The organism is Candidatus Ruthia magnifica str. Cm (Calyptogena magnifica), assembly GCF_000015105.1.
In the GTDB taxonomy this organism is placed as follows: domain Bacteria; phylum Pseudomonadota; class Gammaproteobacteria; order PS1; family Pseudothioglobaceae; genus Ruthia; species Ruthia magnifica.
Map to the genome: position 1 here is coordinate 316,789 of NC_008610.1, position 24,174 is coordinate 340,962.

Genomic DNA, 24,174 nt, shown 5'->3' on the forward strand with positions numbered 1-24,174 from the left:
ATAAATCTATAATTAAAAGGAGATGAATTATACTCTAATTTGCCTTATTATTCTTTAAAAGTTAATAAAAAGATGGTTCATTATTTGGTCTAGTTTTAAAGCGCTTATGAATCCATAAATATTGTTCTGGTGCTTTTAAAATTTGTTGTTGTAATATTTGGTTGGTTAGTCGTGTATTTTTTTGGGGTTTGTCATTAGGATAATTCACCAAAGCAGGAGAAAATTCTAGTGTATAAGTTGTGTGTTGACGAGTAAAGGACAAGGGAATAACGACCGTATTATCAATGCGAGCTAATTTTTCTGTGGCTTTTATTGTGGCAGTTTGTATGTCAAAAAAAGGTGAAAAAGTGCTAATTTTTGTACCTAAATCTTGGTCGTGTGTGTACCAAATTGGTAGGCCTGATTTTAAGGTTCGGATTAAGGCTCTGGTGTCTTTAGCTTTAATCATCAAACTGCCATGTTGGGTGAATATTTTTTGCATTTTATTGTCAAATAAGGCGTTATTTTGTGGGCGGTAAACATCAGCAAAATCAAAGTTTTGTAGTAGCATCCTGCCAGTAAGCATCATGGTTGTAAAATGTCCAACGAGTAAAATGATATTTTGTTGTTTGTCTAAGGCGTTTTGTAAAATCTCAGAGCCTTCAATGTTATAACGTTGCTTGAGTTTTTTGTCGCTTAAATAAAAGCAATTTGATATTTCAAACAGTCCAATGCCTAATGCTTCAAAATGCTGTTTAACTAAACGTGTTACTTGAACTTTATTTTTATTAGGAAAACATTTAGAGATATTCACAAAAGCAATTTTTCTAAGTCTACTTAACAATGGATATAATCCCCTGCCTATTATTTTACCCATCATTAACTGGATTTTAAGCGGTAATTTAGCGGTTAGTTTCATCAAGCCAATTAAAGCCCAAGTGGGTATAAATTTAGGATGATAAAACTTTGTTTTTGTCATTAAAATATCACTTTAAATGTCTTAAATATTAATACAGAAAATGCCGTTTGTTAATGCAGATTTTAAAGATGATTTACCTAATTGTGTAGATATTGTTGACATAATTAATCGGCGTGTGCCACTTAAAAAGGTAGGCAAAGATTACAAAGCATGTTGTCCATTTCATCATGAGAAAACCCCGTCGTTTAGCGTTTCAGTTGAAAAGCAAATGTATAAATGCTTTGGTTGTGACGAAGGTGGTGGTGTGATTAATTTTGTTATGAAGTTTGATAATCTAGGCTTGGTTGAGGCGATAGAGACCATTTCTGGTGAATTAGGCATTAGCGTGGTGTATGATGAGAATGTTAAATCTGTAGATTCAAGATTAGCTCGTTATCGAAACTTAATGCAGCGAGTTAGACAGTTCTATATTCAGCAATTAAAACAATCTCCTGCGAAAGATAAAGCGGTTAATTATGCTAAAAATAGAGGTATTAGCGGCAAAATTGCCAAGTATTTTGAGCTAGGTTTTGCACCACCTAGTAGTAATTTGCTATCTGAATTTGAACAAAATGACCAAAATATTGCTGATTTAAAAACGATGGGATTACTATGTGATGATCAATACCGTTCAGGACAATATTACGATTTTTTTAAAGATCGTCTTATGTTTCCCATTCATAATGCTAAAGGCAATATTATTGCTTTTGGTGGTCGGACGTTTGATAATAATACCAAGGTAAAATATTTAAATTCACCTGAAACGCCTATTTTTTCAAAATCAAAAGAGCTTTATGGCTTGTATCATGCGCGTAAATATTCACGTTCGATTGACTATATATTAGTTGTAGAGGGGTATATGGATGTGATTGCTCTTCATCAAGTAGGTATATCACAAGTGGTTGCTACGTTAGGTACAGCAACTACGATAGAGCATTTAAATATTTTATCGCGTGTAACAAATACCATTATTTTTTGTTTTGATGGTGATAATGCTGGGAAAAAAGCCGCTTGGCGAGCATTAAATGTCACTTTGCCAGTGATTAAAACCGGTATAACTGTTAAATTTTTATTTTTGCCAGATGGCGAAGACCCAGATAGTTTGGTTAAAAAAGAATCAAGTAAAGTATTTGTAACACGTATTGAAAATGCACAACCCTTGAGTCAATTTTTATTTAGCCATATTAAGGCAGAGTTAGATTTTAGCACAATTGAAGGTAAAACCTTATTTTTAGAAAAAGTATCAACATTGCTAAGAAAAATAAATTATAAGATTTACCAACAACAGTTGCTAGAAGGGTTAGCAGGTGAAGTTAATCAAAGTATTGAACAGATTAAATATATATTAGAACGACAAGATACACCCGTTCAAATCAATACATTTGACATACCGAAAAATTATGAAGAGCCACCTATATCTGATTTCTATGATAGTGATGACAATTATAAAGCACTAATATCAGCACCCATTAAGAGTAGTAATTCATTAATTGATCAAATGATTGGCTTATTGCTAAATTATCCTTCTATGATTGATGAAACGGTAGAACTTAGGGTGAGAAAAATTAATGATGCAGATGTGTTGCAAAATTTGGCTAATTCAGCTTTGTTGCAAGAGGATATTACTTTAGAAGATATAATAAAACCATTCCCTCAGAAACAACAATTGCTTGATTTGTACAATAAGAAAAAAGTATTAAAAAATTACGACTATAAAGATGAATTTTTAGATGCCTTGTTAAAAATTGAAAAAAAACAAAAAAATGAAAATGCTTTATTAATCACAAATGAAATAGAATATACAAAGAGCTTACAAGCAAGAAAAGGCAAACTTAAAAGTTAGTTTTTCATGCTTAATTTAATTGAAACATCATTGTTTAAAATATGTCCCATTGCTTCTTTAAATACCATTGCCGCTGAGTTTGACCCTTCGCATTTGCTTCGAAGATTGGGGTTCCAAGAGGTATAGCATTTTTTAGGATAATCAAGCCTCACTGCCATAATATATTTAGGTTTTTTAACAGGTACAAAGCCAGTAAAGAAAGTGCGCTTAGCGCCTTTTTTATTATATGAACCATTAACTACCATCTCTGCCGTTCCTGTTTTGCCAGCTACATTGTAGCCTTTAATTTGCGCTCGATATCCCGACCCTTGATTTGAGGTAACTGTGCTTAATAACTGAGCAATTTTTGCAATAGATTGCTTGTTAAATACTTGGGTTATGTTCTCAGTACTGGTATTTTTAATCAGTTTTAATTGCGGTATCGCACCTTTATTGGCAAATACTAAATAAGCTCTGGCTAATTGTGCCAGATTAGTCTCCATTGGACCATGACCAAATGATAAGGTGCGTTTATCACTTAATGTCCATGAGTTAAAGTGTCTTAATGAACCAGAATTTTCAATGCTTGGTATAAGGTCTAGTTGATGGCCAAATCCCAGCTTATTCCAAGTGTTGTACATAGCTTCTGGTTCAAGTCTTTCGGAGATATTAACAGTACCAAGATTGTGAGATCTTTGCAATATTTTTTTAATCGTCATTTGCTTATATTTACCATCTGGTTTGATATGGCCAATGCGTTTTGAAACATCAATAAATTCATCTTCAGTGGCTGTTATTTGGTTTTTATCCAATGCCAAAAGCATGGTAAATGGTTTCATGGTTGAACCAGGTTCTACTTTATCAGATAGTACTCTATTACGATAATGCTCAGCATTGTAAGTACTATTATCATTTGGATTGTCAGCAGGGTAGTTCACCATGGCCAGCACTTCACCATTTGGTGTAAGAATAATGGCTGAGCCTGAATCTGACTCGTGCTTTTGAACTGCTTTTTTAATAGCTTCATAAGCATGGTACTGAATATCAGTATCAATGGTCAACATTATGTTTTGCCCTTGTTGTATCTGAATGATTGTTTTAGAATTGAAATATGCCTCATTGGTATTGGCTTTAAAATTAATTAGTGTTTGTCCATTATGCCCAGCAAGTCTATTTTCAAATTCTCCTTCAATACCAGAGGCGCCTTTCTTATTGGCATTAACTCGACCTAGTAGTGGTGCTAGTGAGGCAGATTTTGGATAGTATCTTTTTGTATCTTGTTGTAATGCTACACCAGCAATCCTTGCTTTTTTACATTGCTTAACCAGGGTGTAGGTTGTTTTTGTTTTTTGTAGGTTTAAGGTGTTTAAGGTGCGTTCAATGAAACTTAATTTATTAGTAATATTTTTGTTTGCACAGACTAAAATTCTCATTAAATTTAATTGTTTTAATTTGTTAATAATAGGGTCAGTGAGTGTGATATTTTTTTTAATAATTAGATATTTTGAACCAATTTTTCGTTTTGATGCAAGCAACTTACTGAGTGTTTGAACTTTTATATCTAGAATACGCGCCAATTTTGGAATAAATTCAACCTGAATTAGTGTTGGGTCTAAATTAAGGCGTTTTAATAGCAAATTACTGGCAAGAATATGTCCATTTCTATCTAGGATATCACCTCGTTGTGCGATTTTTGTCTCTAAACTAGTGGCTTGATGATAAGCTCTGTTTTGTATTGATAAACCTATAATATTAGATTGTGATATAGAAGTGGTTTGATAAGAAAAAACACTAAAAAGAAATATAAAAAAATACTTAATTGCACCTTGCCTGTGCCAATAATTTTGTACCCGCCTTAGTATCAATGCTTTTGAAATAGTTGATATTTTTCCACTCATAGTAACAATTCTATTTGTCTTTTAGGTGCTTGCATTTTTAATATTTTTAGAGCTTTAGCTTTGATTTCACTGCCACTGGTTGTTTGTGATTGTTTGATTAACAATTGTTTGTGTAGAGCAACTAATTGCTGGTTTCGTGCTTCTATATGTTTTGACTGAGTATATAAAAGATACATTTGATGATGCCAATAAATGGTTAAAATACTCAACGCAACCACACCTAGTATTAACGCGATATTAAGCTTGGTTTTATTGATATTTAAGCGCATTTTAATTTTTGCTCGCTACTCGTAAAATTGCACTACGAGCACGTTTATTTCTACTAATTTCTGCCTTACTAGCAAAGTACTTGCCTAAATTTTTCAGGCAAGTTTTTTCAATTTTATAGTCAATAATAGGCAAGCCTTTTGGCAAGTTTTTTTGTCGTGAATTTTTTTGAATAAAATGTTTAACAATACGATCTTCAATCGAGTGAAAACTAATAATAGACAGTCTACCATCTTTTCTTAAAATATCTTTGGATTGTTCCAGTACATCTTCAAGCTGTTTAAGTTCTTGATTGATAAAAATACGTATGGCTTGAAAAGTTCGTGTGGCAGGATGTTTATTTTTTTGTCTTTTTACGACCTTACTAACAATGCCAGCAAGTGCTAAAGTTGTTTCTAATGTGTGCTTTTGTTGGTATTTTTTGATTCTAGTGGCGATATGTCGTGATCTTTTTTCATCACCAAATTGATAAATAACATTGGCAATTTCTTCCTCGTTGGCTAAGTTTAGCCATTGCGTGGCACTCATACCTGTGGTTTGGTTCATACGCATATCTAATGGGCCATCAGCCTTAAAACTAAAACCACGTTGTGCATTGTCCAGCTGAGGTGATGAGACACCAAGATCCATTAAAATACCATCAATCTTGCTCATAAGCCCTTGTTGGGTTATGATGTTTAGCATATTGGAAAATGCACTATAGATAAGAGTTAAACGACTATCAGTAAAATTTTTATGAGCATATTCAATCGCATTAATATCTTGGTCAAAGGCAATTAATTTTCCTTGTTCACCTAACTTATTTAATATACCTTGAGCATGACCACCACGACCAAAAGTTGCATCAATATAAATGCCATCAGTTTTTATATTAAGCGCGCCAATTGACTCGTTTAACATCACAGATTGGTGATGATTAAATATCACAGTGGTATTTGGGTAAAATTTCTATTGAGATTCGGGCTTGTTTACTGAATGCGTCAAAATTGTCAAATTGTTTATGCTAAATATCCTCATCCAATACTTCAAAATTATACCCTTGGACACTCATGATAATTTTTTTATTTAGGCATAATGCCTAAGTGTTGCAGGAACTAGAATACGTGTTTCCTTGTCCAATTAACAATCAGGGGCATGAACAATAAACTTACGTTTTAGTTGCTTTGTGTGAATGTTTAATAAAGGAAAGCATTGATTTTTTTCAGATATTTGCTAATCTCTTGATGAATATTTAGTGCCATATTGTCTGAATAAATTTTATCAATTTGCGGTTGGTGGCGTGTTAGTACTTTTACTCTTTCCTTGGGGGTCAACGCTTAAATTGTGCACTCTTCTAAATATTAGCGATGTTGCTGACATTTTTGCATATAAAGCCATTACACTCAATATTAAAACCACAATGGTGATAATTAAAAATGGTTTAGCGTTGTTTATTTGGCTTTGTTATGTGCTCATCATAGCTAAAACATTCACTTTTTTGAATTTAGTTTATAAGAAAAATTTTATATAACTTTTAAATATCTAGCTTATAGTAAAAAAGTTGTTAGTGACGGTATTAGTTTAGAATTTTTTGTTTAAGTAGAAAGTTTAGAAATTTGTCTCTTTTTATATTGTTTTACTATGAAAATATTTCATACCTTCTAGATTATACCAATTAGTCATCTGTGATTTCTAGACCCATTAGCAAGGTGGGTAGATAAATAGATGTTTTTGGAACAATGGTAATGTTGATTTAATGACACTTATTTAAAGGCATGCCTGAGATGACAAACTGAGTAGGGTGTCAACATGCTGATTTCTATATTAACAATCATGATGAACAATGTTGCTGGTTTCATAAAATTACCTACGATGAGTAATAATAAATAACCCCCCAAACAAGTAAACTAAAAAAATCGTTTTTACAATTTCGTGAAGAATACGCTTGTTTGTTAATACAAAAGCAAACAACATAGCATTTACAATAATGAACATCAACATAATTGAAGTTTTTGCTGAGTTTGTAATGACCTAGGAAATATCTTATATTGTTATAAACAAGTCTAAGATAAATACATATACTACTACCACTACTTCAGTACATTGTCGTAGATGCTTATCCATAACAATAATGACTAAGAATAATATACTTAAGGCCTTAGTGAAAGATTTTGCTAAATTCTTCATACTCTTAAAACATACTTGGATAACCTTTCATTTTAGCGATGATGTAATTGGCAATCATCATCATTGAGCCGATAATTAATCTTGGCATAACGTCAGCTAAAAACATTCTATTCACTGTTATTTCAGTAGTAGCCGCATAAATCACCATAACAATTGAAGGCGAGAACTATAGTGTCAGAAGAACTAATCACAATAGAGCTAATGACAATAATAGTGGCAGGTGATAAACTTGATACAGTAGCAAACATTATACAAGCCAATACTGACCATTGATAAACCGCCTTTAATTCATTTAGCCAATATTACTAATCACAAAATCAACTAAGTATTGTGTTGTGCCATCTCTTTGACAAAAATCTAATTTAAAAATGGAATAGACATTAAAATATAATATTCTGTTGAGTCAAATATTATGTCAGTAAGAGAGGCTAGAGACTCATTTTTAAATAATAAAATTGCATTAACGATGATTTTTTTCCTGTTCTTTCATTTCAATTGTTTTTAGCAAAGAAATATTATTCATAACCACCCATGAATATAATAATGACAAATATCATGCAAGTAGATATGATAAAAAATATTGACTACGCTGTCAACAGCAATATACGTGTTACACGTTGATAACGTAGGATTGCACCTAGCAAGACTAACCAAATAAATAATGACTTCCAATGTACAAACTGTCGTATTATTTTTTTAGTTTTTATAGTGTTACATTGCTGAACTGTAGCATCTTTACCTATCTGATTTTCAAATTTAGCCCAAACTAGTTTCATTGTTATAACTCACTGTTTTTTGTTCAGGGGTTAGAATGTAGGTATTGGTTTTGCCAGAATCTATAATGTTTTCATATTTTTTATTGCAGTGTCAAGTGCAAATTAAGTGACTTTAGCAGCCACTTCTTTGATAATTTTTTATAGTTCAAAGCGAATATTGTCAGGTAAAGTGTTATTAAAATGTATTCTAAAACGCTATGGTCAGATATGATTGTATCTTTTTGCACCTCAAAGATTTTTTTTGACCATCAATAACGTCTGTTACCAAAGCATTATAAATTTCAAAAAACATCTTTTGTGGATTTGCATCAATGGCTTCAAACTGTGCTTTGAGTGCATCAGAACTTATGCTGCGAAATTTTAAACTTTGTGCATCTTTAGGCGTAATCAGTAGATGATTTGTAGAAATTTGTTTCATGCTATTAAGCCAATAGTCCAACCTTTAAGTTCTTTTCTATTGATAGAGTTTAATAACTCTTATCCTTTTTTGAATTTGTAAAACAATTTAATACTTGTGTGTTTTTAAATAATAAGGGTAAATCAAATAGCATCTATTTTTTAGTGTATTTACTAAATTTAGACAGTGAAAATACTGTCAATTATACATCGTTAAATAGTGGCGTCTTAAGTAGTGTCTTCAGCAGTAACGTGAGAAAATTTAATCATAATCTCTTTGGCCAATATCATGAATGGCGCTACTAATTTGATATTTTTATTCATTAACTACTACATGGCCTATTAGGCATAATATTGGCACCATTCAATTTACAGAAGACTTGCTTAATCATTTCATTGAAAGTCTTAAAATAATCAAGTGTAAATTGTCTTTGATATTATCAATAGTAGTACACTATATAAGAACTTATCTAGATATCATAAAACCACTTTTAATTTATCAAAAGTTGAATTAAAATATAGTCTAATTTTAACTATCCTTAACATCCATAATGAATCAGATTAGTCTTGAACAACAAAGTGTCGCTGAGTTTAGTGAGCGTGCTTATCTTGATTATTCAATGTATGTTATTCTTGATCGAGCATTGCCCTTTATTGGTGATGGCTTAAAGCCAGTTCAAAGGCGTATTGTTTATGCAATGAGTGAACTTGGCCTGAAATCTACAGCAAGATTTAAAAAATCAGCTCGTACTGTGGGTGATGTACTTGGTAAATTTCATCCGCATGGTGATAGTGCTTGCTATGAGGCAATGGTATTGATGGCACAGCCATTTTCTTATCGTTATCCATTTATTGACGGGCAAGGGAACTGGGGTGCACCAGATGATCCTAAATCATTTGCAGCAATGCGTTATACAGAAAGTAAACTTTCTCGTTATTCAGATTTGTTGCTCAGTGAAATTAATCAAGGAACGGTTAATTGGGTAGATAATTTTGATGGTTCACTTCAAGAGCCTAAAAATCTGCCTGCACAAGTACCTAATTTATTACTAAATGGCACTTCAGGTATTGCTGTGGGTATGACAACTAATGTGCCACCGCATAATTTGACCGAAGTAGTGAGCGCTTGTATTGCGTTATTAGATAAACCATCTATGGATTTAGATGGAATCATGCAGATTATTCGAGCACCTGATTATCCCACCGATGCTGATATTGTGTCCTCACCTGCAGATCTTAGACAAATTTATGAAACAGGTCATGGGTCGGTTAAGATGCGTGCTATTTATCAAAAAGAAAAAGGCAATATTGTGATTGAAGCGTTACCTTTTCAAACTTCTGGTGCCAAGGTAATTATCCAAATTGCAGCGCAAATACGTGCGAAAAAACTACCTTTGGTGGATGATATTCGAGATGAGTCAGATCATGAAAATCCAACACGTATTGTTATTATTCCACGTTCTAATCGAGTTGATGTAGATGTATTAATGCTGCACTTATTTGCCACAACTGAGCTTGAAAAAAGTTACCGTGTTAATATGAATGTGATTGGTTTGAACGGTAAGCCTGGTGTTCTGTCACTTATTCCGATGCTTAAAGAATGGTTAAGCTATAGAATGAAAGTTGTAATTAATCGTTTAACCTATCGCCTTGATAAAATTCTTGTGCGTCTACATATTTTAAAAGGATTGCTTATTGCTTTTTTAAACATTGACGAAGTGATTGCCATTATTCGTGAGCATGATAAGCCAAAATTAGTATTAATCGATCATTTTAAGTTGAGTGATATTCAAGTAGAAGCAATTTTAGAGCTAAAATTGCGTTATCTTGCAAAATTAGAAGAAATTAAAATTCAAGCCGAGCAACAAGACTTAGCATTAGAGAAAGAAAAATTAAAATTGCTACTTTCAAGTGACTTGCGTCTTAAAATTTTGATTAAAAAAGAACTAAAAGCTATTATTAAGGATTTTGGTGATGAGCGTAGATCTAACATTAAAAGAAATGTAAATACTGCTCAAGCTTTTAGTGAAGATGATTTAGCACCTGCTGAAAATATTACCGTCGTGCTTAGTGAAAAAGGTTGGGTACGCAGCGCTAAAGGCTATAGTATTGATCCAAACACACTTAATTATAAAGCAGGCGATAGTTATTTAACTAGTGTGAAAGGCAAAAGTAACAAACCTGTAATTTTTATTGATTCAACAGGTAGGTCATATTCACTACTGGCTAATTCATTGTCCAGTGCGCGAGGACAAGGCGAGCCCTTAACAGGTAAATTAAGCCCGCCTTCAGAGGCGCGATTTGTTGATGTGATAATGGGTAAGGCGAGTCAAAATATCCTATTGGCTTCTAACATAGGGTATGGTTTTATTGCCACTATTGGTGATTTACTATCTTCAAGACAAGCAGGAAAAGCATTCTTTTCGCTATCTAAAGGTGCACAAATGATGAGGATTATTAATGTGGATGATTTAGATAATCAATTTATTGCACTGGTAACAAATCGTGGGCGTTTATTAATATTTCCAATATCTGAATTGCCAATATTATCTAAAGGTAAAGGTAGCAAACTTATTCAAATCTCTACTAAAGATGTTAAGTCTAGACAAGAGTTTGTGATGAATATTTGTATTTTGCTAGAAACTCAACATTTGAAAGTCATTGCAGGTAAGCGTCATTTTACCATCAAGTTCCAAGATTTGAGTAATTACATAAGTTCTAGAGCGCGTTGTGGTAAGCTTTTACCTAAAGGATATCAAAATGTCTCTTCCATTGAGGCAATTGGTTAAATCAAAATATTTTAGATAAGTCAATAATCTATTCATCAATTCAAGGTGAAATTCTTAGAAAATCATAGGTATAATTAGTAATTTTGCCAATTTTTACGAAAATGTTCGTCCTAAAAATTGTTACCGATTTTGCATCAGCCCATTTACTCAGAGATTATCCAGGTGATTGTTCACGTCTGCATGGTCATAACTGGAAAGTTGAAATGATGGTTGTTGCTAGAAAATTAAATAGCAATGGTATTACTATTGATTTTCGAGAAATTAAAAAACAAACTAAGGTTGTTGTAAAGCTTCTAGATCATCAATATTTGAATGAGATAGCGCCTTTTGATAAACTCAATCCTACCGCAGAAAATATTGCCAAGTATTTTTTTTATGAAGTGGGTCAACTAATTAATACTAATGATGTCAAGGTCAAGGAAGTGACTATTTGGGAAACATCTAGAGCATCTGTGACTTATTACCAAGGAGACTTATGAGTGCGATTCATTTACCTGATACACAAAATAGTGCCGATACTCGTCAAATTATCATTGATAAAGTAGGTATTAAAGATATTACTCATCCCATTACTTATATTGACTGTGATGGTAATAAAATACCTACAATAGGCATTTTTACCATGACAGTATCCTTATCAGAGCGTGTTAAAGGTACACACATGTCACGCTTTATTGAGATTTTAAACGAAGGTCCTTGTGAATTTAGTGCGCATAATTTTGATAAAATTATTGACAAAGTAAGAAAAAGACTTGAATCAGATATTGCACACATTACGCTTAATTTTACTTTCTTTAGGAGGAAAAAAGCCCCATCTTCAGGCGTTGAATCAATGATGGATTATCAAGTGACCTTATATGGCACGCTAAATAAAGACGAGGTACAAGTAATGATGAAAGTCGTGGTGCCTGTAACCAGTCTATGTCCTTGTTCAAAAAGTATTTCTAAATATGGGGCGCATAATCAACGCTCGCACATTACAATTAAGGCTAAAGCAGCTAAAGATAAAACTTTGCACATTGAAGATTTGATTGATTTGGCTGAACGTAAAGCTTCGTGCGAACTTTATGCTATTCTTAAGCGTGATGATGAAAAAGTAGTGACTGAAAGAGCGTATGATAACCCTGCATTTGTTGAGGACTTAGTACGTGATATTGCAGTCGATTTAAATGCAGATGATAAAATTAGTTATTATCGTCTTGAATCGGAAAATTTTGAATCGATTCATAATCATTCAGCTTATGCACTTATTGAAAATCAAAAATGCTAAAAAAAATCTTAAATAAAATTAGTAACATTCGTATCACGAAGATAGAATCTATTACTCCGCCAATAGGCTTTATTAAAAAATACCCAGTCAAAAAGCCACAGTCTGATTTTATTATCCACTCAAGAAAAACCATTGCTGATATCATCTCCGGTAAGGATAAGCGTTTATTAGTTGTGGTTGGACCTTGTTCAATTCATGATCCAAAAGCTGCTATAGATTACGCGCAACGATTGTTAAAAATAAAGCAAAAATTAGATCAAGATTTATTTATTATTATGCGTGTTTATTTTGAAAAACCACGTACTACAATTGGCTGGAAAGGGCTTATTTATGACCCTAATTTAGATAATAGTTTTGATATGGAAAAAGGCTTTGATTTAGCTCGAAGTTTGTTATTAGGTTTGTCAAAAATGGGCATGCCAAGTGCAACAGAATATCTTGATTTAATTACTCCGCAATACATATCTGATTTGATTTCATGGGGAGCAATTGGTGCACGAACAACCGAAAGCCAAACGCATCGAGAATTGGCATCTGGCCTGTCTTGTCCAGTGGGTTTTAAAAATGGTACAAACGGTAACATCCAAATTGCCATTGATGCGATTGTATCTGCTTCAAATTCACACATGTTTTGGTCGATTAGCAAAAAAGGCGTGGCAAATCGCTATACTACAACTGGCAATCCAAATTGCCATATTATTCTTCGTGGTGCTGCAGATGGACCTAACTATAGTAAAGAAAATATTGATAATGCTGCTAAGCAATTGATAAAAGATGGTTTATTAGGTAGAGTTATGGTTGATTTTTCCCATGCCAATAGTGAAAAAAATTTTAAAAACCAGTTGTTAGTGGGTAATGAAATTGTCAAGCAAGTGAGTTTAGGTTCAGATAAGATTTTTGGAGTGATGATTGAGTCCAATATTTATGAAGGTGCTCAAGCGGTAGATGAATTAAAATCGTTAGAATATGGAGTTAGTATTACCGATGCTTGTCTTGGTTGGCAAGATACAGAAAATCTGCTTAAAATATTAGCATCATCAGTTCAAGCAAGAAATACATATTTTTACACTAAAAGCCTTACTTTTTAATGAAGGATTTATCAAAAGTCTAGGTTTTTGTTTGAAACAAAATTAATATTTGTATTCAAATTAGGTAAAATTAAAGTCAATTTGAATCAAGTTTTTTTATCATGTCTGAGCATACTGAAAATCCCACTCATTTCAAGCCAAATTTACCGGTAGTTACCATTGAAGATGAGATGCGTAACTCCTATTTGGAATACGCAATGAGTGTTATTGTTGGACGTGCATTGCCTGATGTTCGAGACGGGCTTAAGCCTGTACATCGTCGCGTACTTTACGCCATGGAGGTTCTGGGTAATGATTATAATAAGTCTTATAAAAAATCAGCCCGTATTGTTGGTGATGTGATTGGTAAATATCATCCACATGGTGATACTGCTGTGTATGACACTATTGTACGTATGGCGCAACCATTTTCAATGCGCAATATTTTAATTGATGGCCAAGGTAACTTTGGCTCAGTTGATGGTGATTCAGCTGCTGCCATGCGCTATACAGAAATTCGCATGGCCAAACTTTCGCATGAGTTATTGAGGGATTTAGAAAAAAATACCGTTGACTTTATTGACAATTATGACGGTTCAGAATCAGAACCTTTAGTATTGCCAACGCGTGTACCTAATCTTTTAGCCAATGGCTCATCAGGCATCGCAGTCGGTATGGCGACTAACATTCCACCTCATAATTTGGGTGAAGTGATTGAGGCTTGTTTGAAAACCATTGATAATGAAGATATCACTATTGATGAATTGTTGGAAATCATGCCAGGTCCAGATTTTCCAACAGCAGGTATTATTAATGGTGCAAGTGGTATTCGCCAAGCCTATGAGACTGGTAAAGGTAAAATTTACTTGCGTTCAGTACCCCATATTGAAGGCGAAGGCGAAGACAAGCAAAGTATTGTTGTGACCGAATTGCCTTATCAAGTTAATAAAGCCAAACTAATTGGTAAAATTGCAAAACTTGTTAAAGATAAACGCATTGATGGTATCACTGGGCTTCGTGATGAGTCTGATAAAGATGGTATGCGCATGGTGATTGAGTTACGTCGTGGAGAAGTTCCAGAAGTGATGCTTAATAATTTGTATAAGCTGACTGAAATGCAAACTGTATTCGGTATTAATATGGTGGCGATTGATAAAGGCATGCCAAAGTTAATGACACTAAAAAACATTCTAGAGGCATTTATTGCTCATAGACGTGATGTAGTGACTCGTCGCTCTATTTTTGATTTAAACAAAGCCAGAAATCACGCACATTTATTAGAAGGTTTAGCAGTTGCACTGCATAATATTGATGACATTATTGAACTGATTAAATCTGCTTCAAACTCGATAGACGCAAAAGAAGTATTAGTGGCTAAAACTTGGCAAGGATCAGTGATTAAAGAGCTGATTGGCGATCGTGATATGGTAATGTTTAAGCCAGAAGATTTGCCAACAGAGTTAGGCTTGCAAATGGATGGTGATTATCAATTATCACAAAAACAAGTACAAGCTATCTTAGATTTAAAACTTCATCGCTTAACAGGGCTTGAAAAAAACAAGATTTTTGATGAATTTAATGAGCTATTAGAGCGTATTAAATATCTATTGGATATTTTACAAACACCTGAAAGACTCATGCAAGTTATCCGTGAAGAGTTAATAGACATTCAAAGTAACTACGCTAACGCTCGTATGACACAAATTTTAGAACACAAGATTGATTTAACGCTTGAGGATTTAATTACCCAAGAGAGACGTGTAGTCACCTTATCTCATGGTGGTTATGTGAAAGCACAATCTTTAAGTGATTATCAAGCTCAGCGTCGTGGTGGCAAAGGTAAAGTAGCTACTAAAGTAAAAGATGAAGATTTTGTTGATCAGTTATTTATTGCCAATTCTCACGATACAGTTTTGTGCTTTTCATCCTTAGGAAAAGTGTATTGGCTTAAGGTTTATGAGTTACCAATGGCATCACGCATTGCACGTGGTAAGCCAATTGTTAACTTATTACCATTAGAAAAAGAAGAAATCATTAATGCTATTTTGACAGTTTCAAAGTTTGATGAAAATCATTTTGTTTTTATGGTAACTAGTAGTGGTACGTGTAAAAAAACAGTACTCACTAACTTCTCAAAACCACGCAAAGGTGGCATTATTGCCATAGAATTAAAAGATAACGACCAACTTATTGGCGTAGAAATTACCTCTGGTGAGCATGATATTATGCTATTTTCAGCCAATGGTAAATCCATTCGATTTAAAGAATCAGATGTCCGTGTCGTAGGGCGTACAGCCATTGGCGTACGTGGTATTAAATTAGCAAATGCTGATAAAGTAGTGTCTCTTATTGTTGTCAATCAAGATAATCCAATTCTAACAACAACTGAAAAAGGTTTTGGTAAACGCACGCGTCTTAATGAATATCGCTCTCAAGCACGAGGTGGTTTAGGTGTTATTTCTATTAAAACCTCAGATAGAAACGGAAAAGTTGTTGGTGCTATTCAGATAACTGATGAAGATGAGATGATGTTAATTTCCAACAAAGGTACTTTAGTCCGTGCTAGAGCAGTTGATGTTTCTATCATTGGTCGTAATACTCAAGGCGTAACCTTGATTAATATTATCAAAGGTGAAAAATTAGTCTCTATTGCAAAAATTGCTGAGATAGAAGACGAGGAATCTGAAGGTGAAAATAGCATAGAATAATTATAAAAATAATTTCTTTGATAAAATCAAAGCACACCTGATTAAGTTTAATTATAGAAATTTTTTGAAAAAAAATTCTATATTCAAGAATTTACTAAAAGTTTATGAACTGTAACCTTACCTTATAAACAATATAGATAGCAATTTTTTAGAAATTTTATTTTAAGAATGTAAAATACTGAGCATTAATTGGGCGAAAGTTTGCTAGTGTGGATTAAGTTCTATGGACTCTATTTTAGTTTAAAAAAATATTTAATAAGCTCATTTTCGTTTTACGTACTTAACCAATTAATCATTACAATTAAAGTGTGTCAAGCGCGTGATGTTTTGATTTTCGAGAAGCGAATTTTAGTTATGTAAACTTTTCTGATTAAAATTTAATTAATAGTTGATTTGGTAACAATAACTTTGCAGAGGTTTAATTTAGTCACTAATTATGATATTAATAACATCATTAAAAATGCAAAATTTTGCTGTTATAAAGTAGTTAGATATAGATTTAATGCGCTATTTATATTGGTTTGCTTGGTAATTACTGCTTTAACGCTAATTGGAGTTGTGTTAATGATTGATTACAACTTGCAGCTAATTACACAAAAATTGTACACTGGGTTTGATTCAGTGGCTAAAAAAATAATTGTACATAACTGCTTTTGCTAGTTTTATGAAATACTGGATGGACTATTGTATCTTTTTTTGGAAAAAAGTTTGATTGTTACGCTTTTAGTTCTTGTTATTTTAGTGAGACGATATTTAGAAACTGTACGCTATTTTTTTACATTTGGAAAATGTTTAAGGATAATGCTTTAAAAAAATGATTCTGGATAAGAGAATTGGCGTTGTGAAAAATTGTATTATTCAAGCAATTTTTTTAATTAATGCTCACGGGTTGCTAAAAAAACTAAGTTAGGGTAGCGTTCTATGGTTAATTGCAAGTTAACACTGGATGGTGCAAGATAAGCGAGCATACCTCTTGCATCGATAGCAATATTATTACCTGCTTTTATTTTAAGCTGTTCAATGTCCTTGTCACTACCTGTTACCCAGCGTGCTGTTGCGATGTTAATGGTTTCAAATTGACAATCAACACCGTATTCATGTTTTAAACGGTGTGCTACCACGTCAAATTGCAAAATACCAACAGCACCTAAAATTTGTGATGAATTGATAATTGGGTGAAATACTTGGGTCGCACCTTCTTCCGAAAGCTGCTTTAAGCCTTTTTGCAAGGCTTTGGTTTTAAGCGGGTCTTTAAGTTGAGCACGACGGAAAAGCTCTGGTGAAAAATTTGGAATGCCCTGAAAAGTGAGTTTTTCGCCTTGGGTAAAGGTGTCTCCAATGCTAATACCCCCATGGTTGTGGATACCAATTATATCGCCAGCGTAAGCCACCTCTGCGAAGGTGCGTTCGTTAGACATGAAAGTCACTGCATTACTAATTTTTATTTGTTTGTTGGTTGATACTTGCAGGACTTTCATGCCCTTTTTGTACTGTCCACTAACGATGCGCATAAAAGCAAGACGATCATGATGTTTTGGGTTCATATTGGCTTGAATTTTGAAAACAAAGCCAGTCAGTTTGTCCTCATCAGGCTTGACTTCTCGTACATCCGATTCACGATTTTTTGGTGTGGGTGCGTACTGTATAAAGCCATCAAGTAAATTTTGAATACCAAAGTTTGAAATGGCTGAACCAAAAAATACTGGAGTTTGTTTACCAGCTAGAAACTCATCTAAACTAAATGGCGTGGTTGTCTCGTGAATAAGCTCAATTTCTTCACGTATTTTAAGAATGGTATCTTCACCTAAAATTTCATCAAGTTGAGAATTATTAACGTCGTCAATAATAATATATTCACCAATTTTAGAATTCTTCCCAATTTCGCATAAATAAACTTTATCTTCAAGTAGATGTACAATGCCTTTAAAATGTTTACCCATACCAATTGGCCAAGTAATAGGTGCACATTCAATATTAAGTACGGTCTCTATTTCATCTAGTAAATCAATTGGTTCTTTACCTTCTCGATCCAGCTTATTGATAAAAGTTAGAATTGGCGTGTTACGTAAACGACAAACTTCCATGAGCTTAATAGTTCGCATTTCCACACCTTTAGCAGCGTCAATAACCATGAGAGCTGAATCTACTGCCGTTAGAGTACGATAGGTATCCTCAGAAAAATCCTCATGTCCTGGTGTGTCTAATAAATTAATCACATGATTGTCATATGCAAATTGCATAATGGATGAAGTAATAGAAATTCCTCTTTCTTTTTCCACTTCCATCCAATCAGATGTTGCATGTGTATTGGCTTTGCGCGCCTTAACACTACCCGCTGTTTTAATTGCACCTGCATACAATAGCAATTTTTCGGTGACTGTGGTTTTGCCGGCATCAGGGTGAGAAATAATCGCAAAAGTACGGCGTTTGGATATCTCGTTCATTAGTCTTTAATCATCAGTTCAATACTAGCTTCAATAAACATTTTTTGTGATAGTCCAACGCTTTGATTCCAATTGTCTAACTCTCTTGATTTTTCTATGATCACTTTTTTAATGCCAACTTGAATAATACCTTTGGCACATTCTAAGCAAATAGGCAACCCGTAAACATATAAAGTTGCTCCATCAAGTGAAGTGCCAGAATAAGTGGCATTATAAATAGCGTTCATTTCTGCATGGACCACAAATTGATATTTGGTTTCTCGATGATTATAACGATCATCAGAATCATGAATTCCTCTTGGGAAGCCATTAAATCCTTGGGATAAAACCTCTTTTTTTTGACCTACGGTAATGGCACCGACCTGTGTAGAAGGATCTTTTGACCAAGTAGAAATTTCTTTTGCTAGTGATAAGTAGCGCTCATCCCATTTGTCTAAAATGTTCATAATTAACGTATTTTAATAGATGCCAAACTAACTAGCACTAAGATTAAAGTCACCATCCAAAAACGTACGATAATTTTTGGCTCAGACATGCCTTTTTTTTCAAAGTGGTGGTGAAGGGGTGCCATTAGGAAAATACGTTTTTTATATCGTTTGTAATAACTCACTTGAATAATCACAGATAAAGTCTCAGCGACAAATACACTACCCATAATAAATAGTAAAATTTCTTGGCGAATTAAAATAGTAATTACTGCCAAAATAGCACCTAAGAACAATGAACCCACATCACCCATAAAAATTTCAGCAGGATAGGTGTTAAACCATAAAAATCCCAATCCAGCACCAATGAGTGCTGCACAAATAACAAACAATTCTCCAGTGCCTGGCATGAATGGTATATTAAGGTAACTTGAAAAATTATAGTGACCACTAAGATAGGCAAAAATAGCCAATGCACCTGATATAAGTATGACTGGCATAATAGCAAGGCCGTCTAAACCGTCAGTTAAATTAACCGCATTAGAACTCCCAACAATGACAAAATATGACAATATTAAAAAACCGATAATACCTAATGGCAGCATTGTATCTTTAAAAAACGGGATAAGTAACTGTGTTTGAATAGAATCTTGAGAGATCAGCACAATCCAAGTGCTAATCACAATAGCACCCAATGATTGAGTTAGAAATTTTATTGAGAAACTTAAACCATTTGATGATTTATGCTTAATTTTTATATAATCATCTGTAAAACCAATAGTGCCAAATATAATAGAAGTAACAATAACAATCCATAGGTAGATATTAGACCAATCGCCCCAAATTAAAACACTAATCATAAATGTAAATAAAATTAGTATGCCACCCATGGTTGGTGTTCCTGCTTTGATTAAATGTGATTTAGGACCGTCAGTTCTGATGATTTGTCCAATTTGGTATTGTTGTAGTTGATTAATAAAAACACGCCCTAACATAAGGCTAAAAAATAAGGCACTTAGCATGGCAAGTATAGCTCGAACAGTTAAGTAGTTTAAGACGTTAAATCCAGCATCAAACTGAGCAAGAAAGTTGATTAATTCTAAAAACATAGAGTTTATCGAATGTCGTTAATTGATAACAATTCTAATTTAAAAATTAGAATAGAGTCTTGCGAGAGATTGCTACGCTTGTTGTCACTATAAATTTGGTTAAGAGAAGCGATGATAATACGTTTTTCATTAAGTGTCATTTGCAGTACTTCATCATCAATAAGTTTGATTAAAGCGCCAGATCCTGCAGCGAATTGCAATGGTTTTTCGGCTTTTCGTATACTTGTTCCATCGCTTAAATCAATTGATAAATTAATCTTAACTAAATCTCCTTTTTTGGGTTGATTGTCTTTACCTATTTGGTTAATTTCAACAAAATATCCTGCTGTCATCAATTTAGTATTTGGATAGTTTTGGTTGACAAATTTGACTAAGCTTTGTTTTTTATGAGCCAGTTGTTTCTCTTCTTTGCTTGTATATTTTGCATTAGTTGCTTGAAACGCTGCTTCGTCAGTTTGAAAGTTTTTCGCTTTTTCACCAATACGAATAATATTAACCTTACGAATAAAGTCATCTTGCTTAATACGATTAACCACATTCATGCCTTCAACAACACGACCAAAGACGGTATGTTTTCCGTCTAGCCAAGGCGCAGCTTTATAAGTGATAAAAAATTGCGAGCCATTGGTATTGGGGCCAGAATTTGCCATGGATAAAATACCACCATCATCATGCTTAAGGTCGTCGGTAATTTCATCTATAAATTGATAACCTGGACCACCAGTGCCATTACCTTTTGGATCACCTCCTTGAACAATAAAATTATCAATTACTCTATGAAATTTTAAGCCATTGTAAAAAGGTTTTCCGATTTGAATATTTGAATGTTTTTTACCTTGCGCTAAACCCACAAAATTAATCACAGTTAGTGGTGTTTTTTCAAACTCAAATTTGAGAATAATATCTCCTTGATTAGTATGTAAATTGGCATACAAACCCTCTTCTAATTTGGCTTGTGACGGTAGTGAAATAATCAATGTTAATAGTAAGAATAAGCGATATGTCATATCAATAATATAGTTGAAAAACTGATCAGAAAAGATACCAATGAAAAATAATTATGATACCTACAATACGGTAAGATATAGTTTAAATTTATTGTTTCAATAATCTAGGAGAAGAGCATGTCTTTATTGATTACAGACGAATGTATTAATTGTGATGTTTGTGAGCCAGAATGCCCTAATGATGCTATTTATATGGGTGATGAAATTTATGAGATTGATGGCGATAAATGTACAGAATGCAAAGGTCATTTTGACGAGCCACAATGTGTTGAAGTTTGTCCAGTTGATTGTTGTTTGTCTGATCCTAATAGTGTTGAAACTGAAGAGGAATTGTTGGCAAAAATAAAGTAGTTGAAAGAATCTACTTTTGATTTATTTATCATAAAAACTTGATACACGAGTTAATCAAATAACTTAATCTTTTCTTTATAAAGCTGCTTAGTTAAAGTTTATAAGTAAGTTTTCTTTCACTTAAATAGTTTAATTCTTTTGTAATTTTACAAAAATCCGAATGATATACTTTAACATAGGTTTGTTTAAGTAACTGGAAATAACGATGCTTAAACTTGTTATCTTGTGGAAAGACATTAATTAACGCTTCATCTTGATGAGTCGTCATTAAGCCAAATTATTGTAAATTGTGAGAATAAGGCTTATATTGAGTAGGTACAAAAAGGCAAGAGTAGTATAAATGCTGTAGCTTAGTGTAAATTATCTGGAAAAAGCAATATTAGAAGTGCGTCCTTGTACTAAATCTAGTAAAATAAGATGTTTTTTAAAACCAATTACCAAGCTAACATTCATAATTCTAAACCGTCATCTTTTTGTATTTTTTTGGTTAAAGTGCAAATTATTTTTTAATTTTAAACCATATAGATAATCCTTTGTTTAATATTAGCTGACTTAAAAGGTGATGACAAGAAAAATTCTAACTTTATCTTTAATGGCATCTCTCAAATATTAACAATCTATGGTTTATTTATCCATCAACCTCTTCACGAATAACTCGGAGAATTTATTTGCCTTAGGTGCGTTTATTTGTTGCTAGGAAAGTGAACTACTAGGGAATCTTTTATTTAGTTTTAGATGATGAGGTTCTTTAATTCAACCGATGTGTTGGTGCTCAGTTAGTATGATTTTTTATTTTCTTCATACCGCTTAAAAGCAAGTATGAAGAAATACAAATATTATTTACTCGCTAAAATTTCCTTAAGCGCTGATAGACATAAAATGATATTTTCTTTTCTTGAAGCATAACCCATTAAACCGATACGCCAAATTTTACCAGCATAAACACCAAGACCTGCGCCAATTTCAAGATTATAATCATTAAGTAGTGTGGCGCGAATTTGTACGTCGTCAACACCTTCAGGGATAAACACAGAATTTAATTGTGGTAAGCGATCTTTTTTATTTACTAAAAAGTTAATACCCATTGCCTCTAAACCATCTCTTAACAGCTCGTGGTTTTTTTGATGACGCGTCCAAGAATTTTCAATACCTTCTTTCAATATCATCACTAATGATTCATGTAAGCCGTATAGCGTATTAACAGGTGCAGTGTGGTGATAGGTACGTTTAGCGCCTTCACTCCAATATTCCATCACTAAATTAAGGTCTAAAAACCAACTGCTAACAGGTGTTTTTCGTATGCTAAGTTTTTTAATGGCACGCTCGCCAAAGCTGATAGGTGAAATACCTGGCATGGCAGATAAACATTTTTGTGTACCTGAATAAATCGCATCAATTTCCCATTCATCAACACGTAATTCAGTACCACCCAAAGAAGTAACTGCGTCAACAATGGTAATACAATCATACTGGTGCGCAAGTTTGCATAAGGTTTTGGCATCAGATTGTGCACCTGTTGAAGTCTCAGCATGCACAAAAGCAACAATACTGGCATCTGGGTTATTTTTTAAAGCTTCTTCTAGCTTGTTAGCACTAACCGCTTCACCCCAATTATCCTCAACAATAATTGCCTTACCCCCTAAACGAGTCACATTTTCTTTCATGCGCATGCCAAATACACCATTAATACACACAATAACCTTATCATCAGGCTCAACTAAATTAGAGAAACAAGTTTCCATACCCGCAGAACCAGGTGCTGATACAGGTAGAGTCAATTTATTTCTAGTTTTAAAAATAGTTTTTAGGCCCTCTTTAGTCTCATCCATCATACTCACAAAAGCAGGGTCTAAATGCCCAATAGTAGGCCTTGCCATGGCGGATAAAATTCTTGGATGTACATCAGAAGGACCTGGCCCCATTAACGTTCTTACTGGTGGGTTAAATGATTGCATAATACTATAAGGATTAAAATAAATAAAAAACTATTATAATGGCTCGGATACCAATTATTTATGAATTATCGCTTACTTTATCTGAGGGTTTTGCGAATGATTATTATGTAAATATTGTCGATCACCTTCAGAAAATAGAAATAATGAGCCATATTTAGACCAAGATTTAAAGGTATCTATTGGAGGGATGTTTATAACCTGAAAGGAAAATTAGAAAATAACTAAATATCTAAAATTATTTTGACTCTAAAATGATTATTAATCAGAAATAATAGACAATGATATGTCAAAATACAGTTAATAATGATTTTTACAGTTAATTGAGAGAAATAATATGATTACAATATTGCCTAAAGATATGACAATGGTAGAGAAGTTATCTACTATGGGGATGCTTTGGAACGACTTGTGCCAGCACGGTTCGTTTGAATCGTCGAATTGGCATGAGTCTGTTTTAAATTTATGTGAAGAACAGTATGCAAGTGGTGTTTAGTTCTCTATGGACTGGGAGAGAGCTAAGCAACAAATACGTAATAAGATTGAATGAACATAAAAATATTGCCGATAGCTAATGACGATTTACTTAATGGTCATCAATTTTATTAACAACAAGAAAAATTATATCCTTGATAGTTTGTTTTCAGATGTTGATTCACTACTTGTTTATCATGGAGTGTATTTAATTCTTTTTGGAAAATATCATTGCCTACTTTCAAAGTGTTTTTCTTTTTACTGTACAGTTAAAATCAGGGAAATTATTATTTATGCAGTACTTGATTGTCGAAAA

At 33.3% G+C, this 24,174-nt stretch carries 18 protein-coding genes; 7 read left to right on the forward strand and 11 right to left on the reverse strand.

The genetic code is table 11. The annotated features are described in order from the left end of the window. Positions 1-61 precede the first annotated feature (61 nt). Positions 62-958: an LpxL/LpxP family acyltransferase gene (locus tag RMAG_RS01510; protein ID WP_011737699.1), complete on the reverse strand. Its 897-nt coding sequence runs from the start codon at positions 956-958 to the stop codon at positions 62-64. Positions 959-998: 40 nt separating this feature from the next. Here RMAG_RS01510 and dnaG point away from each other — a divergent pair, with 40 nt between their 5' ends. After that, positions 999-2,780 (forward strand): DNA primase, encoded by a 1,782-nt coding sequence (gene dnaG / locus RMAG_RS01515; protein ID WP_011737700.1) that lies wholly within the window; start codon positions 999-1,001, stop codon positions 2,778-2,780. Here dnaG and RMAG_RS01520 read toward each other — a convergent pair. From RMAG_RS01520 to RMAG_RS05435, 5 genes are all read right to left on the reverse strand, one after another. Then, positions 2,777-4,657, reverse strand: coding sequence for a peptidoglycan D,D-transpeptidase FtsI family protein (locus RMAG_RS01520; RefSeq protein ID WP_011737701.1), 1,881 nt, complete (start codon positions 4,655-4,657; stop codon positions 2,777-2,779). The genes dnaG and RMAG_RS01520 overlap by 4 nt on opposite strands. Beyond that, complete coding sequence (locus RMAG_RS01525; RefSeq protein ID WP_011737702.1) at positions 4,654-4,926, reverse strand: cell division protein FtsL; 273 nt, start codon at positions 4,924-4,926, stop codon at positions 4,654-4,656. The genes RMAG_RS01520 and RMAG_RS01525 overlap by 4 nt, the downstream gene beginning before the upstream one ends. A 1-nt stretch (position 4,927) precedes the next feature. Then, positions 4,928-5,851 carry a 16S rRNA (cytosine(1402)-N(4))-methyltransferase RsmH gene (rsmH, locus tag RMAG_RS01530; RefSeq protein WP_011737703.1) on the reverse strand — a complete coding sequence of 308 codons (924 nt, stop codon included), beginning with the start codon at positions 5,849-5,851 and terminating at the stop codon, positions 4,928-4,930. A gap of 1,243 nt (positions 5,852-7,094) precedes the next feature. Next, on the reverse strand, positions 7,095-7,238 hold the full coding sequence (locus RMAG_RS05800; RefSeq protein ID WP_187145680.1) for a hypothetical protein: 144 nt from the start codon (positions 7,236-7,238) through the stop codon (positions 7,095-7,097). Positions 7,239-8,053: 815 nt separating this feature from the next. Next, positions 8,054-8,305, reverse strand: coding sequence for a type 2 periplasmic-binding domain-containing protein (locus RMAG_RS05435; RefSeq protein WP_268745599.1), 252 nt, complete (start codon positions 8,303-8,305; stop codon positions 8,054-8,056). A 508-nt stretch (positions 8,306-8,813) separates the two neighbouring features. On the opposite strand from RMAG_RS05435, the gene parC reads away from it, so the two are divergent. The 5 genes from parC to gyrA all read left to right on the forward strand — a co-directional run bounded on the left by parC (position 8,814) and on the right by gyrA (position 16,096). Then, entirely contained in the window at positions 8,814-11,051 is a 2,238-nt protein-coding gene (gene parC / locus RMAG_RS01545) for a DNA topoisomerase IV subunit A (RefSeq protein WP_011737705.1), read from the forward strand. A 101-nt stretch (positions 11,052-11,152) separates the two neighbouring features. Next, complete coding sequence (queD, locus tag RMAG_RS01550) at positions 11,153-11,530, forward strand: 6-carboxytetrahydropterin synthase QueD (protein ID WP_011737706.1); 378 nt, start codon at positions 11,153-11,155, stop codon at positions 11,528-11,530. Further along, positions 11,527-12,321 (forward strand): GTP cyclohydrolase FolE2, encoded by a 795-nt coding sequence (gene folE2, locus RMAG_RS01555; protein WP_011737707.1) that lies wholly within the window; start codon positions 11,527-11,529, stop codon positions 12,319-12,321. The genes queD and folE2 overlap by 4 nt, the downstream gene beginning before the upstream one ends. Beyond that, positions 12,315-13,409: a 3-deoxy-7-phosphoheptulonate synthase gene (locus RMAG_RS01560; protein ID WP_011737708.1), complete on the forward strand. Its 1,095-nt coding sequence runs from the start codon at positions 12,315-12,317 to the stop codon at positions 13,407-13,409. Before folE2 ends, RMAG_RS01560 begins: the two co-directional genes overlap by 7 nt. A gap of 101 nt (positions 13,410-13,510) precedes the next feature. Next, positions 13,511-16,096 carry a DNA gyrase subunit A gene (gyrA, locus tag RMAG_RS01565; RefSeq protein WP_011737709.1) on the forward strand — a complete coding sequence of 862 codons (2,586 nt, stop codon included), beginning with the start codon at positions 13,511-13,513 and terminating at the stop codon, positions 16,094-16,096. An 875-nt stretch (positions 16,097-16,971) separates the two neighbouring features. Here the strand turns inward: gyrA and RMAG_RS01570 are convergent. The 4 genes from RMAG_RS01570 to RMAG_RS01585 are packed head-to-tail and all read right to left on the reverse strand — an operon-like array spanning position 16,972 to position 21,081. Continuing rightward, on the reverse strand, positions 16,972-18,540 hold the full coding sequence (locus tag RMAG_RS01570) for a peptide chain release factor 3 (RefSeq protein WP_011737710.1): 1,569 nt from the start codon (positions 18,538-18,540) through the stop codon (positions 16,972-16,974). After that, a complete protein-coding gene (locus tag RMAG_RS01575; RefSeq protein ID WP_011737711.1) occupies positions 18,540-18,986 on the reverse strand; it encodes a deoxycytidylate deaminase in 447 nt (148 codons plus the stop codon). The genes RMAG_RS01570 and RMAG_RS01575 overlap by 1 nt, the downstream gene beginning before the upstream one ends. A 2-nt stretch (positions 18,987-18,988) precedes the next feature. Beyond that, the gene (gene mraY, locus RMAG_RS01580; protein ID WP_011737712.1) at positions 18,989-20,074 is read right to left on the reverse strand and encodes a phospho-N-acetylmuramoyl-pentapeptide-transferase; all 1,086 of its coding nucleotides are present in this window, start codon (positions 20,072-20,074) and stop codon (positions 18,989-18,991) included. A gap of 5 nt (positions 20,075-20,079) precedes the next feature. Continuing rightward, on the reverse strand, positions 20,080-21,081 hold the full coding sequence (locus tag RMAG_RS01585; protein ID WP_011737713.1) for a peptidylprolyl isomerase: 1,002 nt from the start codon (positions 21,079-21,081) through the stop codon (positions 20,080-20,082). Positions 21,082-21,198: 117 nt separating this feature from the next. Between RMAG_RS01585 and RMAG_RS01590 the strand changes: the two genes are divergently transcribed. Continuing rightward, the gene (locus tag RMAG_RS01590) at positions 21,199-21,432 is read left to right on the forward strand and encodes a YfhL family 4Fe-4S dicluster ferredoxin (RefSeq protein ID WP_011737714.1); all 234 of its coding nucleotides are present in this window, start codon (positions 21,199-21,201) and stop codon (positions 21,430-21,432) included. Between the two features lie 836 nt (positions 21,433-22,268). On the opposite strand, the gene RMAG_RS01595 is transcribed toward RMAG_RS01590, so the two are convergent. Next, positions 22,269-23,387 carry a pyridoxal-phosphate-dependent aminotransferase family protein gene (locus RMAG_RS01595; protein ID WP_011737715.1) on the reverse strand — a complete coding sequence of 373 codons (1,119 nt, stop codon included), beginning with the start codon at positions 23,385-23,387 and terminating at the stop codon, positions 22,269-22,271. Positions 23,388-24,174: the final 787 nt, after the last annotated feature.